Source organism: Chryseobacterium sp. WG14 (genome assembly GCF_024586945.1).
In the GTDB taxonomy this organism is placed as follows: domain Bacteria; phylum Bacteroidota; class Bacteroidia; order Flavobacteriales; family Weeksellaceae; genus Chryseobacterium.
This window is the reverse complement of sequence record NZ_JALCZD010000005.1, coordinates 318330-336025: the sequence shown is the minus strand read 5'-3', so window position 1 is coordinate 336025 and position 17696 is coordinate 318330. Positions and strand designations below refer to the sequence as shown.

The following is a 17696-nucleotide window of genomic DNA, read 5'->3' as shown; positions in this document are numbered from 1 at the left end:
TTATAGTTAAAAATATGTATAAGATCCAACGATATATTTATCTGAAGATCTTATTTATATGCGTTAATTTATATCTACCTGGGTACCTTTGATTGTAACATTGCTATCTACAACCATTCCTGGACTTCCTTTTGCTTTTCCAACGTTGGTAATGCTCACCCCCTCTATGTTCACTGTATCAGCTTTCACCGTTATCTGATCTTTTGTAATCTCAATGCTGCTACTTCCAACTTTTAAAGTAACTTTTTCTGCTCCTTTAAGATCAATTACACCATCATTTCCCATTGTCAGTATGCTTTGACCTTCTCCTACGTTTGTTGTATGTTTACAGCCTACATTGGTAGTATTTTTATTCTTAACTGTTTTTGTATTATCATTTCCTACGGTTACCGTTTTATTGTTATTTGTATTGGTTTCCGCATTTCCCGCTCCATCAAAAAACATATTGGCTCCGCCCTGGTCTTTAAGATTCATTGATCCTGCTCCATTATCATATTTCAGTTCGGCTCCGCTTCTTCCGCTAAAGCTCATCACATTGTTTCCAGCTCCACCTCCTGCGCCGATGCCGCCATGAAACATTCCTCCCATCACGAATGGACGGTCAGGATGCTGATGTACAAAATTGATGATCACCTGGTCTCCCACTTCAGGAATTGACATAAAGCCCCGGTTTTTATTCACCTTATCACTGCTTCCGGCATCCGGAGACATTACGCGGATGAATTCTGTAGTATCAGGACCATTCTGCCAGTCAAACTGTACCTTAACCCGTCCCTGGTCTTGGGGATCTGTATTGGAAATTACTTTTGCAAACTGAGCTTCAGCTCTTGGAGTTTCAAATTCCGGGCGGGGGATAAATCCTGTATCTGCAGCAATGGCCTCAAATTTACCGTCATAATATCCTCTGGCATCTACTTCATGAGTGACTTCAAGAATCATCAGCTTGGTAAAATAGGACGTTTCATTGCTTCCGGATTTACGCATTTCAATATCAGCGGGGCATCCCGGATATAAGAACGGAACTGTGGTAGTTCCTGAAGTAATAAAAACTTCAGAAGCTTTACTTCCTGCCGTTCCTTTCTGAGAAGCATCGATATCCATAAAGGATGTAGCTTTTATAGGTGCTACTCTCAAAGAGGGTGTTGTAAATGTTCTTTCTGATATTTCGTAAGCACGCCGTGCAATATCTGAAGTATGGTTTATTTTTGAATTTCCGGTAATCAGTTTTTCATTTTTGCTGCTGTTGTACCCATAAAATGTTGGGTTGACATGCTGTGCTCTCATTTTGACAGCAATATCACTCACACTGCTGCCATAGGTAAGTTTCACAGGTTTCTCCTGTGGTGGAAGCTTTCCAAAATGCAGTACTTCACCATCATAATAAAACTGTTCGCCATAGGCTTCAGCTATTCTGGCAAGGTAGTTATAATGAGTCTCTTCATATTGAGAGCTGTAGGAAACGTTTCCATGCTGGGCATCTATCCGGAAATCAAATTTGTTCTGTCCCAGCCCTTCTCTGATTACCTGATCTGCAATACTGTTCAGGCTGACAGGCTGACTTCCCCCAAAACTCTGGATATGGGGTGCAGCATCTAAAAGTACCGTAGGACTATATCCTTTAAGGACAATATTTCCCAGGCTTCCTTTTTCCTGGCTGAAGCCTACTTCTGTAATGACTCCTACAAAGTTACGTTCAGCTCCTTTTTCAATATCTTTATATTTAAAGACTACTGTAATTCTTTTTCCCAAAAAATTCTGGGCTTCTTCTAAATTGTGGTTTTCCGCATTTCCTAAGGTATCATGAGCCAGTGTTAAGCTGAATTCATGATGTTTAGCGGCGCTCTGAACCAGCTTAAAATGTTTGAAATGCTTAATCATCCTCCCTTCAACAATAACATCCAGCTTTACCACACGGTTGATACCGGCAATAAAGCTTTCAGCAATGGCTGGAGCATTATGTATTTTTGAAGTGGGCTGTTTTGCCCATACTTTATTTTCAATGATTGAAGGTTTATTAGAAACCAGGGTCTGATTCATAAACATATCTGCACCCTGTGCAGCGCTTAAGCTTTGTTGTCCTGCTTTTGCTGCCTTCTTTACTTCTTCACCCGCTTTATTTAATTTTCCTTCTGCCTTTTGGATAGTTTTTTCCTTTACTGTGTTTTTCAACTTGCCGGCATCTGCCTTTGTTGTATGTTGGCCCTCTACTTTAATTGATTTATCATCCTGAAACATAGCGTCTTTGTTTGAATTAAATAATTATTGAATAAACTACTGCTGTACAGCATACATGGAATCAAAAATAGCAGAACATCTTATACTCTTTTTTTCTAAAAAATGATTCCTAATGTTCTTCTTAGTGTTTATAATGGAAAAAACAGAACAGCATACCCTCACGAGCGCGCTGTCCTGTACCAATTTTATTTTTACTAAGATGATGAATATCGGCTTATTTACCCGATGAAGGCCACAGTCCTGCGTACTGAGAAGTACCGTAATCAATTGTTTCTGCGCTTATCACGAAACTGATTAACATACTGTTGCTGTCTATAGCATCGAAGTCTACTTCATGCTGAATTACATATCCGTTTTCCCAGTTCAAAGTAATCAATGTTCCTTCTTCGTGAGATTTGTTGAATGTAATTTCTCCTTTAGTAGGCTTGTACTTTCCGTTCAATAAACTTTCAAGGATATCAGACTTTTCAGTAGCTTCTACTGTTACTTTTATTAAGGCATTAGAAGGATCTGATGCTACACGTCCGGATACATCGGTAGATCTCGATACGCTGTAGTTCATTTTTAATAATTTTTGTCCTTCGCCTCCGTTGAATTTTAAGATTCCTCTTGAATTTCTTTCTGCCATGATTTGTAAATTTTAATCGTTAATAATATTTTGTGATTCGGTGATTGTATAGCAAATATAGAGGGTCTTTTTTTCTAAAAAAAACTTTTGAATACAAATCTGAAATTTTGTAGTAGTTCTACGATTTTATGTCGTAATTCTACGACAATAGAGTTAACAATTATATATAAAAACATGATATACAATGATGTATAAATACATAAAAACATCGATCAAAATAGACATTTTCCACAGCAATGAGAAATATTAAGGTTTTTTAATATAATTTAGCATGCTTTAACAGATCTGAATTATAAAAATTTCGAAAATATTATTCGTTTATTTTTTTTAACCTTATAGATTTTAAAACCTCTAAGGCTGTGAACTGGCTGCAGGCTATTTTTACCAGGCTCCATTTTTACTGATCATATATTTGGCTCTTCAATTTCCATTTTACAGATTAGGTTTCAAAGAGATCAAATTAAAACAATACAAAATCTGACTATTATCATAATCAGATTCTTTATTTTTCGATATTTGCTATAAATTGTTACTGGGCACTTCCACCTTCTTTTATAGATCGCATAAGTATTTTATTTTTCCTCAAAAGAAAATCGGGCATAAGGTCTGTGGGAAGGTAGAAAGGACTTTCTCCTTTTTTCTGCAATTCTTCTACTATTCCCGGATTCCAGGCAAGGATTTTATCTACTTCCACATCCAGTTCATCTGCAACAACCTTTAAATTAAAGCCGGCATTGATTTCTGTTTCCGAAAGCGCTTCATTTGTTACATTGCTGCCGCCATTTTCAAAAAAGACTTTGTTAATTCTGGAGGCATTATAATTACTGAGGACACTCTGAAGTTCTCCTGTTGCATAGCAGGCGTTCAGGTATTTTTTTACATGGTTGATCGTCTCTTCGGGAAGGTATTTTGAAAACTCATGATATTGCGAAGAGCCTGCAGCCTGCATTGCTTTTGCTATATTTCCTTCTCCACAATTATAAGCTGCAACAACCGTTACCCAGTTGTTATACTTTTTATAAAGGTTTCCTAATGATAATACAGCTGTTTTTGTACTTTTATAGACATCGGTACGGTTCTGTTCTGTAAGTCCATATTGATTGGCATGTGCTGTCATAAGCTGCCAGATTCCTACTGCTCCGGCACCTGAGGTAATATTTCTGTTAAAATGGGACTCAATCAGGGCCAGGTTTCTCAGATGTTTGGGAAGTCCTTTCTGAAGGAGTAACTGCTCAATAAATTCCACAAGATCTTTATTGGAATTTATGATTCCTTTATATTTTTTCACGCTGCTTTCTGAAGTATCAGAGGCCGTTAAAAACTGTCCGTTTACAAATATACCGGTTCCTACCAGCATTAAACCTGTAAAGATATTTCTGACAATAGTTTTCATTTTAAATATGTTTATAAAGCTAAAAATAAAAAGGCTAAAGAGCAGATTTGCCAGTCAGCCTTTTTACTTTATTATGAGTCTACTTTCCAGCTCAGTTTGTCTTCTTCTGTATTCCAATCCACATGGATGGTCTGGCCGGATTTCACTTCTTCTCTTACAATCATTTTGGAGATAGGCCTTGCCAATTGGGCACGGATCACTCCGGAGATCTGTCTTGCTCCGTATTTACTGCTGAACCCTCCCAATGCAAGGTTTTTCACAGCCTCATCACTAATTTTTAAGGCTATTCCTAATCTCGTCAATGAAGTATGAAGTGATTTCAGCTGGATATTGAAAATTCTTTCTGCAATAGACTCTGTGATCGGTGCAAAAGGAATAATTTCTGTAATTCTTGCCAAAAACTCGGGTCTGAATCTTCCTGAACCTGACATGATCTGCATCAGTGAAGATGACTCCGGAATTTTTCCTTCTTCAAACTGTTTTACAATTTCTTCACTTCCGATATTGGATGTAAAGAGGATTAATGCATTACTGAAATCTCCTTCTTTTCCAAGTTTATCATGAACCTTTCCTTCGTCCATGATCTGAAGGAATACATCAAAAACAGAATGGTGAGCTTTTTCAATCTCATCAAATAAAACAACAGTATATGGCTGCTGTCTTATTTTGTTAACCAGCATACCTCCTTCTTCATATCCTACATATCCGGGAGGCGCACCGTATAGTAACGCGGCAGAATGTTCTTCTTTAAACTCTGACATATCAAAGCGTACCATTGCTTTTTCATCGTTGAAAAGCAATTCTGCCATTGATTTTGCAAGCTCAGTTTTACCGGTTCCTGTAGGTCCTAAAAGGAAGAACGAACCAATGGGCTGTCCCGGTTTATTCAATCCGCTTCGGTTTTCAACAATAGCATCGGAAAGGATTTTCAATGCATGATCCTGCCCTACTACTCTATTTAACAGAAGGGATTCCATGTTCAGGAGTTTTTCTTTTTCCTGAGCCTGAATTTTACCGATTGGGATATTGGTTTTAGCAGCCATCACAGCAGCCAGCTCTAATCTTCCTACTTTTTCTCTTTTCTTCGCTGCATGCTGCAGAAGCTCTTCGTAAGTATCATCAATAATTTTATGAATCTGCTCTACCGGCATTGAATTGTCAATAGCAGGTTGTTCGCTCAGTGATCCCCATAAAATAGGGCTTATTTTATCACGCAACAGATTATAAGTCCAGATCAATTCATCAGCCTGGTCTTTATTGTCTGTATATTCTTCTTTTAAAATCTCTTCATAGCTTGCTTTCCAGCTTTCCAGTTCTTTTTCTGAAAGTTCGTCAAGCATTTTAATAGCAGCCATGGTTCTGTCTAATAAATCGATGGCTGCATCGGGTAATTTTTTACCTTTTGCATATCTTTTAGCCAGACGTACACATTCCGGAATGGCAGTTTTTTCCACTTCAATACCATGGTGCTTTTTATAGCCATCAAGCAGTACATCGATCATTTTCACGCAAGTCTGCTCATCCGGTTCATTAACCGTCAGCACTTCAAAACGACGGTTGAAAGCCTGTTCCGGTTCTATAATTTTTCTATATTCTTCCTGGGTAGTAGCTCCAATGACCGTAATTTCACCTCTTGCCAATTCCGGTTTCAGAAGATTGGCAACATTTCCTATGCTGCCTTTCGGATCTAAAAGGGTATGAATTTCATCAATGAAAAGGATTGCTTTTTCAATTTTCTTACATTCATTGATTATTTTTTTCAGGCGGTCTTCTATTTCACCTTTATAAGAAGTTCCGGCCAGTAAAGCTCCTGTGTCCAGTTCTAAAAGAGTTCCGTTTTTAAGCATTTCAGGAACATTCCCTTTGGTAATTTCAATAGCAAAACCTTCTACTAAAGCTGTTTTTCCAACTCCCGGTTCACCAATAATAATGACATTCGGCTTACTTCTGCGGCAAAGAATCTCTACCAGCATTCTAAGTTCTTTGTCTCGTCCTATTATATTTTCCAGATCTCCGTTTCTGGCCTGTGCTGTTCTGTCTACACAATAGCTTTTAATAGATGGAAAGGAAGAGTCTGAAAAATCTGAACCATTTGAAAATAAAGACGCAAAATCTCCATTTTCAGATACGGTAAAAGGAGTATCTTTTCTATACAGGTTAAAGATCTCATGTTCTCTCAATGGAAGTGATTTCAACTGCTGAAGAGTAAATACAACCTGTGGTTTTACAATAGCAGTAAGGATACAGATCGGTGTGATCTCATCCAAACCTAATTTTAAACGGATATCGTCTGCTTCTTCCACAAGGGTATCAATGGCATCATCCTGAGCCACTTCATCAGGAAGGTGGGCTGTTTTAGGATATTCTTCAATACGGACATCTGCCCATTCGTAGAAATATCCCGGATCTTTATCGATGCTTTTCAAAAATTCATTAAGTCCGATATCTTTGTGCATTAAAGCCTGAAGAATATGAGGTCCACCATAAGTAGCATTATAATTTTCCTTCGCTATAGACTGAGCAATATGAAATAGCTGTTTTACTGTTTCGTTGGTTACTAGTACTCCCATTTATAATTTTTCTTATATTAATATTTGCGCTCTGTTTTGTAAGACTTATGATCTCATGGCGGAGAATCAGAAGCCATTATTTTTTATCTGCCTAAAATTAAATATTTTATTCTAAAACGAGATAAAGATAGTTAATTCTTCAATTAGAGAAGTAACCATGCTATTTTTTAATTTTCAGGACAGGTCTGCGTTGTCAAATGATTGCCTTTTTTCTATGTAGAATACAACATTTTATATTTTTAGAAAATAAAGTAAAATTAAACTTACCCATTGCAGGCCAATAAAGATATAGAACAACATAGCAGAAGGCTCTGCCAGTTCCTGAAGTTTTTCAATAAGTGCCACTTTAATGATATCTGAAAAATCTGCATTATCCGCAGATAAGTTCAGTTCATCGAATTTTATTTTGCCTAAAGCATAGCTTACAGCGCGTTTTACTATTTTATTTTCTGAGCTGTTTTTAAACTCATTCAACAGTTTGACTTTTGCAATGGCAAAATCTGAACCGGTTCGGATAACAGTAGGCTGCTTTGCCTTACATATCCCAATCACCTTTTCAATAAAAGGAACTACAATCGTTTTGGAATGATCCTGCAACAGTTTACTGATCACCACAGACATCGCATATTTTGTGGCAAACATAACAGTAAAGAAAGGGGCTATGATGATCAGCAGATAGAAAATACCCGCAGAAACTGGTTTTGCCGTAACAGTAGCCACTAAAAATGCGAGTGCACCACTGTGTCCTAATGACGAACCTAAACTGTCTGCTAAAATATAAATTCCCAGTACAAGGGTAATGATGGTGGAAAAAACTCCTATTGCGTAAATCTGCAGGACACTGAAAATAAATGCTGCAGATAGTTTTGAAAAGTATTTTAAATGGGTAGTAATGGTACTCATTGGCAGATTTTGTTTAATTGGTTTTATGGTTTTGTTTTTGGCAATATAGTGTAAAATAAACAAAGAGCTATAGAATAAATATTGGCTATGTAACCCTTTGATTCCGCTCTTCATATCAAATGGTATGGAGATTTTCCTTTTCATCACTGGAATCGTCGATATGGATTCTTCTCCTACGTTTATCTTAATTAAAAATTCTTTGTTGAGATAAGATTAATTGTTAATAAACTTCGATTCTTTTCTCGAAATTTCTTTGCCGGAAATACCATCTAAAATAATATTTTCAACTAAACTTGGCTTTTTAAGCCATTCTATCTCCCAAATAGGTTTTTCATTTTCTATTCTTCGGGTAATGATGGTATGAAAACCTGTACTTTGTAATACAGGACCTTTGGTTAAAGGAATCCCTTCTTTTTCACAGAATCTTAAGATATCTTCAAATGAAAATTTGTAAGGTTTGTCATAATCTATTTCCTTTATTAAATTTCCTTTTTCATCAAATTCATACCAAGTACCTTTTTGAAAACCTCCCCACACATTAAACTTCAGCCCTTTTTTTCTTATATTATCAGAAGGATAAAAATCTTTAAAAATCATAAAATATGATTTTGGAGGTGATTCATAATAGGCAGATCCTGAGTTTATTTTAATCCTTTCTATAATTGTCCCATCATTTAGTTTTTCATAAACAGAACTTGATTTGTTCTGATGGAGTTCATTATATCTGATATTATCAAATGTTTCAAATTTATTATCAACAATAGGCAACATATTTTTTGTATTTTGTGATTTGCAAGAAAGGATTATTAGTAAATTTAAAAAAAACATTATTTTTTTCATAGAATTTTATTTTGCATTGTCATTAGCGATTATCCACTGCCACTTCCAAAGATTATAACGTGTTTCCGGAATGTGATGTGAATAGTCCATAATATTTTCTGTTTTGGCATATTCATAAGTAAATTGTGCCTTTGCATCAGCCTCTGAATTGGTAAAACTATGTGGCAATGCAAAACTATGTAGAAATTCGTGAGCTGCTGTTTGATTATTTTTTGTAGGAAATAATACCACAAAATTCCCAGAACTATACCCATTAAGCCCCCTAACATTTCCTGATGCATCAACAAAACCTCCATTTTCACCTAAATAAATAGCGACATAGTATTTGTTATATTTTGTTTCAGGAATATTATTACTTTTTAAGTTTTCTTTCACTTTATTGTAAACATAGTTTTGTAATGCAACAAATCCGGAAGGAGCATTGCCAGCAGGCTCATAATAAGCTGCTATTTTCCCTCCAATCACATATCTACCTCCAATTTGAAAATGAGCATCACCAGACATATCTACAGTTTCGGTTTCTACATCTGCTTCTATAAGTGCTTGTCTCAAGTAACTTTCAAATAATTCCTTTTGACCAGTAGAATTCCCTGCCTTTTTACCATTTATATCGGTTTCTAAATTAATAATAAGTATTTTTGATTTTTTCCTTTTTGCAGCATGATTAGCCCAAACATTTAATCTGCCCGCTACTTCAGAAACTTCAAGACCAGCACTGTCTTTCTTAACGGCAATCACTTCTATAATCTGATCATCTGAAAATTCTTCCAGACATTCTATAGTTACAAAATCTTTAAGATCATGTTTACCTTTTGTTTTAGGTGTAATCTCCATGGGAGAAATTTTAAAAAGTTTATTTTCTTTAAATCTTAAAGTATCCGGTTCCTCATCAACTTCAATATTCAGGCTTAAAATAGCTTTGGTATTTTTAAAATTGGAAGCGGTAAGCTGGTTCGTTTTAGTATCTTTAATTTGTGAAGGATAAAGTGATAGCCAGGAGCAGTAATAATTTTCAAGCGTACCATCCGCTTTTTTCTTCCACGGAATACTGTATACACCATATACCTGCTTTAGCTTAGAATATAAAGTAGGAGCCTTTTTAAAACTTCCATCATATTCATTAATATCTCTTTCTAATGTGGCATAAGTGGCATCTGTATATTGCTTCGCTACAATATCTTCATAATTAACATCACCAAAATTGGATGTTTCACCTAATCTCATCCAGTCAAAACCATATTCTTCACCTTTCCATCCATTTTTACTACGAAAATGTACAACACATTTTGCTTTTATCTCTGATGGAGGAGGATCATTTGGTGTACCATGACTCACTCCTTTTTTATCACCCTTTTCTGTAAACCATTTATAGGCACGCGAAATAATATTCTCCTGAGAATACATATTGTGGTCTTCATGAGAGATTTTATTATAAGTACCTTTTACAATTCTTGTTCGGCTCATGATTAATGTGCTTTAGATTTCTCCCCACTATTATTTTGTACTTCCTTCTGTGCATGTTTATTAATCGAAGCATTAGAACTTATGTTCATTTCTTTTTCAGAAATCTCATTCCGTCCTTTCTTTGTTTCACTGTGCACATCTCCTTCAATAATTTCAGTCAGTTTTCCCGTAATAAATGTACTTGCATCACCCATTACGGAAGTCAGCTTCATTGCTCCCACACTTTTTGTATTATTCAGGCCAATACTGTCCGATTTATTCATCCCCACCGTTGTATTCATGCTTTCACTCACATTGATATTCATGTTCTTACAATTCAGGGTCATGGTCTCCGGTGCGGTAATATTAATATTGCTTCCTGTAGTATCCAGATGAATCTCATTTCCGCTCTTATCCGTGATAATGATGCTTTCATCTTCTGTGAAAACTACCTTGTGGCCGCTTCTGGTTTGGATCGATTTTACACGGTTATCTGCTCCGCCTCCAAGGCCTATTCCCCCATGGAACATTCCGCCCATAACGAATGGTCTATCGGGGTGGCTGTGAACAAAATTAACCATCACCTGGTCTCCTACTTCAGGAATGGCTACATAGCCCCGGTTTTGAGTAATTTGATCAGTTCCTCCCGCATCAGGACTCATCATTCTTATAAAATGGGTAGTATCATTCATCTGCCAGTCGAATCTTACCTGAACCCTTCCCTGTCCTTCAGGGTCGGCATTGGAAATGACTGTGGCAATCTGAGGTTGTGCGGCAGGTACTTTAAATTCCGGTTTCGGCAGGAAACCTGTATCGGCAGCTATAGATTCAAAACTGCCGGTATAATGTCCAATGGTATCAATTTCATGTACAGCTTCTGTCACCATCACTTTAGTAAAATAGGAGGTTTCATTGCTATCCGGTCTTCTCATATGGATATCTGCCACACATCCGGGGTGCAGAAAAGGGACTGTTGTAGATCCTGAAACTGAAAATACACTTACGGCTTCACTTCCGGAAGTACTTTTTTGGGAATGTTCTACATCCAAATGGGTAGATGCCTTTATAGGGGCTACCTGAAGTGCCGGAGTTTTATAAATTTTTTCGTTATGGCTGTATGCTGTCTTGGCAAGATCTCCCACATGGGTAACAGGTGTATCACCGGAAGTCAGCTTTTCATTTTTACTGCTGTTGTAGCCATAGTATTGAGGCTTGGTATGTACCGCTTTTAATTCTACTTTGATGTTATCTGCATTACTTCCGTAGATCAGTTTTATCGGTTTATTCTGTGGCGGGAGTTTTCCAAAGTGCAAAACTTCGCCGTCATAGTAAAACTGCTCGCCATAAGCTTCTGCCATTCTTGCAAGGTAGTTGTAATGGGTTTCATCGTATTGACTGCTGTAGATAATCTGGGAGTAATCGTTGGTATCAATTCTTATATCAAAACGTTCTTTGTCAATCCCCTGTTTGATAACATCTGCAGCAATAATTCCCATATTAACGGGCTGGCCTCCGCCAAAGCTCTGAATATGGGGAGCTCCATCCAATAATGTGGTAGGACTATACCCTGACAATACAATATTTCCGAGGCTCATTTTATCCTGGCTGAAACCTACTTTTGTAATAATCCCCACAAAGTTTCTTTCGGGGCTTTTCTCAATGTCTTTATAGGAGATAACTGCTGTAAGGCGTTTTCCTAAAAATTTATTAGCTTCTTCAAGGGTATGATTCTGCTGTTCTTCCAAAGCATCGTGGGCAAGGATAAGAGTAAATTCATGGTGACGATCTGCCCGTTGCTTAAGAGTGAAATGTTTATAGTATCTTATCATTTTACCTTCCACAACCAGTGATAATTTCACTAACCGGTTGATCCCTGCATGATGGTTTTCGGATATGGCATCTGCATTTTGTGACGGACGGAAGGAAGATCCGTTTAAGTCAGTTTTCATATGTATTTTGTGTTTGTGTTTGTTTAAAGATAGTAATATTTCACGAAATAATCATTTAGTATTTCCTATCGAAGTGATAAAAATGAATTTCCGTAAACCTTTATCTTAGAAAAAAAGACCGTCTTTGATAAGGACAGTCTTTTTTCGTATGAATGTGTGATAATGTGTCAATTTTAGCTGCTTGGCCAAAGTCCTGCATATTGAGAAGTACCGTAGTCGATTGTTTCAGCGCTTACTACGAAGCTGATCAACATACTGTTGCTGTCAATAGCATCAAATTCTACCTGGTGTTGGATGACATATCCGTTTTGCCAGTTCAAAGTAATTAATGTTCCTTCTTCGTGAGATTTGTTGAATGTAATTTCACCTACAGTAGGCTTATACTTACCATTCAGTAAACTTTCAAGAATATCAGACTTCTCTGTTGCTTCTACTGTTACTTTGATTAATGCGTTAGAAGGATCTGATGCTACACGTCCGGATACATCGGTAGATCTGGATACGCTATATTTCATTTTTAATAGCTTTTGTCCTTCTCCTCCATTGAATTTTAAGATTCCTCTCGAATTTCTTTCTGCCATGATTTGTAAATTTTAATCGTTAATAATATTTTGTGATTCGGTGATTGTTCAGCAAATATAGAGGGTCTTTTTCTCTAAAAAAAACTTTTGAATGTAAATCTGAAAAATTGTAGTAGTTCTACGATTTTGTGTAGTAATTCTACGACATTAGATTTATAAACATCCAGGTAACTCTCTCCAGTAAAGGGATTTAAGTAATTTCATTTTTTAAGTTAAAAAAGTAATTTTCCACTTAAAAGAGAAATAGAACTCTTTTCAAGGCATAAAAATTAAATTTACAGCACTAAAATGAGCCTCTAAATTTGTTTTTTGATTAAGAATTATGAATCAATATTTAAATGTTACTTGATGTATCCATACATCCTAGTAGGTCAAGCAAAAAACTAATATTCAATCTTAGGTATATACCATATCCTGCCTCTCAACTCTCAACTCTCAACTCCCAACTCTCAACTCTCAACTCTCAACTCTCAACTCTTAACTCTTAACTCCCTTCCTCCCCAAACAGACACAAAAAAAGCAGAAGTAGGTCTCTTCTGCTTTTGATATTATAAAAATAAACAATTAATGTTTAGTGTATTCCGGCTGCTCTGTTGGAATTCTTGTTGGGGTAAAATACTCGTTAAGCCAATAGAACGTCTGTCCGTTCTGCTGAATTTTCACTGCCGGGTTATTTCTGTTGGCAAGCATTCTATCTGCAAGGTCTTTATAATGATGGAAATAATTCTTCACGGTCTCACTAGGAACAATTTTAGATTTTCTCCAGCCTTTAAGCTTATATTTAGCCATCAGTTCTTCTTCTGTAAGATCAAATCCGGTACTCATTCCTATTGCATAAGACATCGGCTGTTCGTAAAGAGCTCCTTTATCAAGGAATTTTATTGTTGGATTGTATTTCTTCAGAAGTTTTACATATTCTTTAACCGCTTTTGACTGGTTAAATCCAGGCTTGTCAGCTTCTGTATTCCTGTATACTTCAGTATAGAAAGCTTTAAGATTATCATATTCCGATTCAGAAATAAGGATTCCTTTTTCTATTACCGGTGTGAATTCTTTTAAATCTTTCGGGATATATCCTTTTACCAGGAATGGGCTTCCATAGTTAATCAGCTGAGCTGCAATTCCTGCAGATACAGGATTGGTAAGTCCCGGATACAGATATTTATATTTTAAGTCAACATCCGTCTTTCCTGCTCCTACGGAAGAATGGAAATACTCATTAAGCGACTGATCAATAGCCTCATTATCGGCAGTAACCTGTGCTATAAGGCTATCCACAGATTTTTTCAGGTATCCCGGAGTTGCAATATCCCCTTTTTTAGGAAAAATAACATAGCCCTGAGACATACTCTGCTTAGGATAGGCCAATGAGAAGAACCCTTCATCCCCTTCTACAAGGCTGAAATTATTCTTGGTAAGAACATCATATTGATTGATGATCTTTTGTTTTTTAAGCTCCGCAATATTTTTCGCCGTATTGGTTACTATATTTTCGGCCATCAATACGAAGTCGTTATAAGTATCTGATGATCTTGCGCTTGTCTGGAACATAATTAGCCTTGCCTGAGCCTGGGTAAGAGAACTGATCACACTGTACATATTTCCGCTTTGGTTGGCAGAAGTTCCTACAGTTACTACAATATTCGTTTCATCCGGAACGTTTGAAAGAAGATTTCCTGCCGCAGAAAGTGCCTCTCCTACCGGTTGATAACCACTATTACTGCTACAGTTCATTTCATTTGTTTTTTCAGTAATGAATGTTGTGATTTTACTGTAGTCTGCACTTAAGTTCGAAACTGAAGTATTGCTTCCGCAAGGGTTATTTTTATACAAAACCACTCCATACTTAACGTTACTGAAATAAGATGGTTTTTCAAATCTAAGCTGTAAATCCTGTAATAATGATTTTACAATAGGTGCGTATGGTGCATTAGGCGCACTTACATCCAGTGCAAAAACAATATTGATATTTTTATCCCTTTCTGTAATTTCCCTGTAACGGTCAAAATAAATAGGTTCACCTAAAACATTGTAAACATAGTTTTTACTGTAATCTAAAATATTGGTAAAATATTTTGTTTTGATATCAGGAGTAGGAGCTTCATCCAACGGCAGATTCACCGGATAAATATTTTCCAAAGGTGATCTTTTGTTGATATCTGAAATAAGAATAGCTGTTTTATTAGTGGCATCTGAGGCTGATCCACCCGGATAACCTTCATGTATCCCTAATTCGGAATCATTAATTCCTGTGGTGTTTTTCAGCTTTATAGCAGAACGTTCTCCCCATGTAGAAATCACATTGGAGCTCACCCATCCGTAAAGACCTGTACTGATACTGTCTATGTCAAGAGAAGGCTTTTTACCTACCAGAAACCTCTTATTATTCTCAGCCTGCTTATAGACATACACCATCTGTCCGTTAGGAATTTTCACATTGGCAGTTTCAATAAGACTTGGTGAGTTAAATACAATGATAGAGTCATTCTTATAGTATCTTTCGGCACTTCTGATCACCTCGCTGTTATTAGGTACTACAGCTGCTCTTACAGGATATCCTGTTCTTTCACTTTTTAAAGAATTGTTCCATAACAAAAGGTCAGACTCAGGAATCCAGCCATATGTCTTAATAGACTTTGATGAAACTTTCTTCATTAAAGCATCCGGAACATATTCGGCCACCTTTACCATTCCGTCTCTATGTTTTAAAACCATTAAAGGTTCTAAAAATTTAACTTCTTTATATGATTTTTCGTCATTTTTATCTAAATAAGCTGTATTTCTTGACCGGTCTGAAATCACAATCCATGGAACGGATTTCTTGGGATATCCATTGACAACAGTTGAATTATCTACCTTTCCATACTGAGATGGTTCGGGAGTTTTCTTTGACGGAAGCTTTACCTGGCAACTCGTCAACAATACTGAAAGTCCTATATAATATGCTGCTAGAGGAAATGTATTTCTCATCCTATTTTATCTTTTTATGATTGGCGCATCCGGCAGGGCCGGAAGGTATTATTTGCTTTGGTTAATATCTACTTTAGTTACACAGCTTTGTGTATCATCAAAATTCACCTTTACGGTTTGAATCACGGTATTCTTGTCAAACTGAAGACCTGCACAGTACATATAGAAATTATTTACTTTGCTGTCATTTACTTTTACCACGGTGTTCTCATTGTTGCACAGGTAAGTTTTCAGCAAGTAGTTGTAGTGCATATTAAAACTGTTTCCATTGGCAATCTGCTGTAAATGATATTTAAAGTCGTTATCTATTTTATCAAATACATCTCCTACAGATACTTCATCCTCTTCCAGAGCATTGTAAGCAGGAAGAATTTTGATATTGTGATAGATAGGTTCCTGATTTTCTTCTGTGTATAAAGTCACCAGGTAATCACCCGGTTTTTTATAAGAATAGATTGCCAGCTTATCTTTCGAATCTGTATTTCCAGTTTCTCCAAATTTCCACGCAAACTGTTTAGCTTCAGAAATGGCACGAAATTGTACGTTTTCATTCTGCATTGCTTGGGTAGGGGCTTCAATGGTCGATTTGATTTTTGAGGTATCTTTAGCCTTCTGAAGGCTTCTTGCTGCCACCATTACAGGGAAAGATTTCGTGTACTTATTGTCAACGATTAAGCTGACCTGATAATATCCCGGTCTGTTGTAAAAGTGAATACCACTATTTTTGTCAGAGGTTGTACCATCTCCAAAATTCCATCTTTTGGTTTTTGCAAATTGGGTTTTATCTTCAAATAGAAGTGTATCTCCCACAGACAATGAGGACGGATAAACCACCCCAACAATATCATCCGCAGAGTGAATCACCTTTTTCTGCAGCCATAGTGCAACGAGTGCTGCTATGAGCAATGTTGCGATAACACCAATGATAATGTTCTTTTTGTTCTTTTGAAAATAATTCATAGTTAATAATTGTGATGTGTTCTGTTTAAGTTCCTAATATTTTATTCTGAGACTATTGGGTTCGTGCTTTCAGTGCACTTTCACGCTCATAGAGTTTATTCTGTTTATCTTTAAAGCCAATTCTGCAGTCTTCAACCTGTTTTTCGAATCTTTTGATATCTTCAGTAGTTGTTGAAATTACTTTTTTGTCTTCAAAATACATTTTATAAAACCTGGCAATTTGAGGGTAAGCATCTTTTCGGATATCGGAAATATCATAGTTGCTAAAGTAGTTATTCAAATCGTTAATACCGACCTGAATATTGTTTTCCACAAAGGGCTGCGGGGCTTCATCCGTAAGTTTGGTGATCATCGTATAGGTACTGTCCATGATAGGCAGAACAATCTTCTGGTGCTGTTCGAATTCTGCTTTCTGCTCGAGATTCTGGATGCCTCTTACATCTTCATCTGAAAATGGAGATTCAAATCCCTTTAAAAAGATAATTCCCAGAAAAAGCATAGACATCACAAGCATCAGTATTAAATAAAAAAACTGATAATGCCTTTCCTTTTTAGATAATGTAATTTGTCCTTGCATTGTTTTTCTTTTTTATTTTCTTCTTTTACTTCCGGTGAAATTTCTTGTAGGGTCTTTTCTCAGTTCGCTGTTGGCTCTTACCGTTTTACCCATGCATTCTTCAAGATCTCTGAAGACTATTTTCTTTTTATACTCTACTTCAATGATCTTACTTTTTAAATTCATGATAGATCCTATCTGTTTCATCAAAACAGCATAATGCTTAAGGCTTCCGGCACTATCCTTACTCATGATATTTTTGGCATCCCTTACATTATCCATAATACTGGTACGGAGAAAAACATCATTCTCCACCTTATTTATATTAAGTTGGGACATTTGGTCATAAATAATATCCACATGATTTTTCAGTACATCACTTCTTTGCATCAGTTCCTTATAGGCATCAGCTTCCTTGCTGATTCCCTCTCTCTGCATATCATAACTCTTAAAGAAGAGAAATAGACAGGCAAAAGAAACCACAGACAAAACGGCAAAAGATAGAATAAACTTCCAAATGCCCGTTCTGACGTCAGATTTGTTCAATTTTTTTTCCCGATTTGAAGACATAAATTGCGATTTGTTTGGCCTGTGAAAATATAAAAAAAAAATTTTATGCACAATACGTATTTTCCCCATGCTAATTTCGTGAAAACCCTGATTAACCC

General features: G+C 36.4%; 13 protein-coding genes. All 13 read right to left on the bottom strand.

Going from position 1 to position 17696, the window contains the following annotated elements; translation table 11 throughout:
- Positions 1-63: 63 nt before the first annotated feature.
- The 13 genes from MP478_RS11555 to tssO all read right to left on the bottom strand — a co-directional run bounded on the left by MP478_RS11555 (position 64) and on the right by tssO (position 17574).
- Positions 64-2235 carry a type VI secretion system Vgr family protein gene (locus tag MP478_RS11555; RefSeq protein ID WP_257200527.1) on the bottom strand — a complete coding sequence of 724 codons (2172 nt, stop codon included), beginning with the start codon at positions 2233-2235 and terminating at the stop codon, positions 64-66.
- Between the two features lie 214 nt (positions 2236-2449).
- Positions 2450-2863, bottom strand: a complete 414-nt coding sequence (gene tssD / locus MP478_RS11550) for a type VI secretion system tube protein TssD (RefSeq protein WP_230040876.1) — start codon at positions 2861-2863, stop codon at positions 2450-2452.
- A gap of 529 nt (positions 2864-3392) precedes the next feature.
- Positions 3393-4256, bottom strand: a complete 864-nt coding sequence (locus MP478_RS11545; protein ID WP_230040878.1) for a lytic transglycosylase domain-containing protein — start codon at positions 4254-4256, stop codon at positions 3393-3395.
- Between the two features lie 71 nt (positions 4257-4327).
- Positions 4328-6826 (bottom strand): ATP-dependent Clp protease ATP-binding subunit, encoded by a 2499-nt coding sequence (locus MP478_RS11540; protein ID WP_230040880.1) that lies wholly within the window; start codon positions 6824-6826, stop codon positions 4328-4330.
- A gap of 231 nt (positions 6827-7057) precedes the next feature.
- A complete protein-coding gene (locus tag MP478_RS11535) occupies positions 7058-7729 on the bottom strand; it encodes a hypothetical protein (RefSeq protein WP_230040882.1) in 672 nt (223 codons plus the stop codon).
- 213 nt (positions 7730-7942) lie between these two features.
- Complete coding sequence (locus MP478_RS11530) at positions 7943-8569, bottom strand: hypothetical protein (RefSeq protein ID WP_257200526.1); 627 nt, start codon at positions 8567-8569, stop codon at positions 7943-7945.
- A 6-nt stretch (positions 8570-8575) separates the two neighbouring features.
- Positions 8576-10033 carry a hypothetical protein gene (locus MP478_RS11525; protein ID WP_257200525.1) on the bottom strand — a complete coding sequence of 486 codons (1458 nt, stop codon included), beginning with the start codon at positions 10031-10033 and terminating at the stop codon, positions 8576-8578.
- A 2-nt stretch (positions 10034-10035) separates the two neighbouring features.
- Positions 10036-11961: a type VI secretion system Vgr family protein gene (locus tag MP478_RS11520; protein WP_257200524.1), complete on the bottom strand. Its 1926-nt coding sequence runs from the start codon at positions 11959-11961 to the stop codon at positions 10036-10038.
- Between the two features lie 173 nt (positions 11962-12134).
- On the bottom strand, positions 12135-12542 hold the full coding sequence (gene tssD, locus MP478_RS11515) for a type VI secretion system tube protein TssD (protein ID WP_047494621.1): 408 nt from the start codon (positions 12540-12542) through the stop codon (positions 12135-12137).
- Positions 12543-13106: 564 nt separating this feature from the next.
- Positions 13107-15512: a type VI secretion system protein TssR domain-containing protein gene (tssR, locus tag MP478_RS11510; protein WP_230040897.1), complete on the bottom strand. Its 2406-nt coding sequence runs from the start codon at positions 15510-15512 to the stop codon at positions 13107-13109.
- A gap of 48 nt (positions 15513-15560) precedes the next feature.
- Positions 15561-16472, bottom strand: a complete 912-nt coding sequence (locus MP478_RS11505) for a PKD domain-containing protein (protein ID WP_230040899.1) — start codon at positions 16470-16472, stop codon at positions 15561-15563.
- Positions 16473-16524: 52 nt separating this feature from the next.
- Entirely contained in the window at positions 16525-17049 is a 525-nt protein-coding gene (locus MP478_RS11500) for a type VI secretion system transmembrane protein TssO (protein ID WP_230040901.1), read from the bottom strand.
- A 12-nt stretch (positions 17050-17061) separates the two neighbouring features.
- A complete protein-coding gene (gene tssO / locus MP478_RS11495; protein ID WP_230040903.1) occupies positions 17062-17574 on the bottom strand; it encodes a type VI secretion system TssO in 513 nt (170 codons plus the stop codon).
- Positions 17575-17696 lie beyond the last annotated feature (122 nt).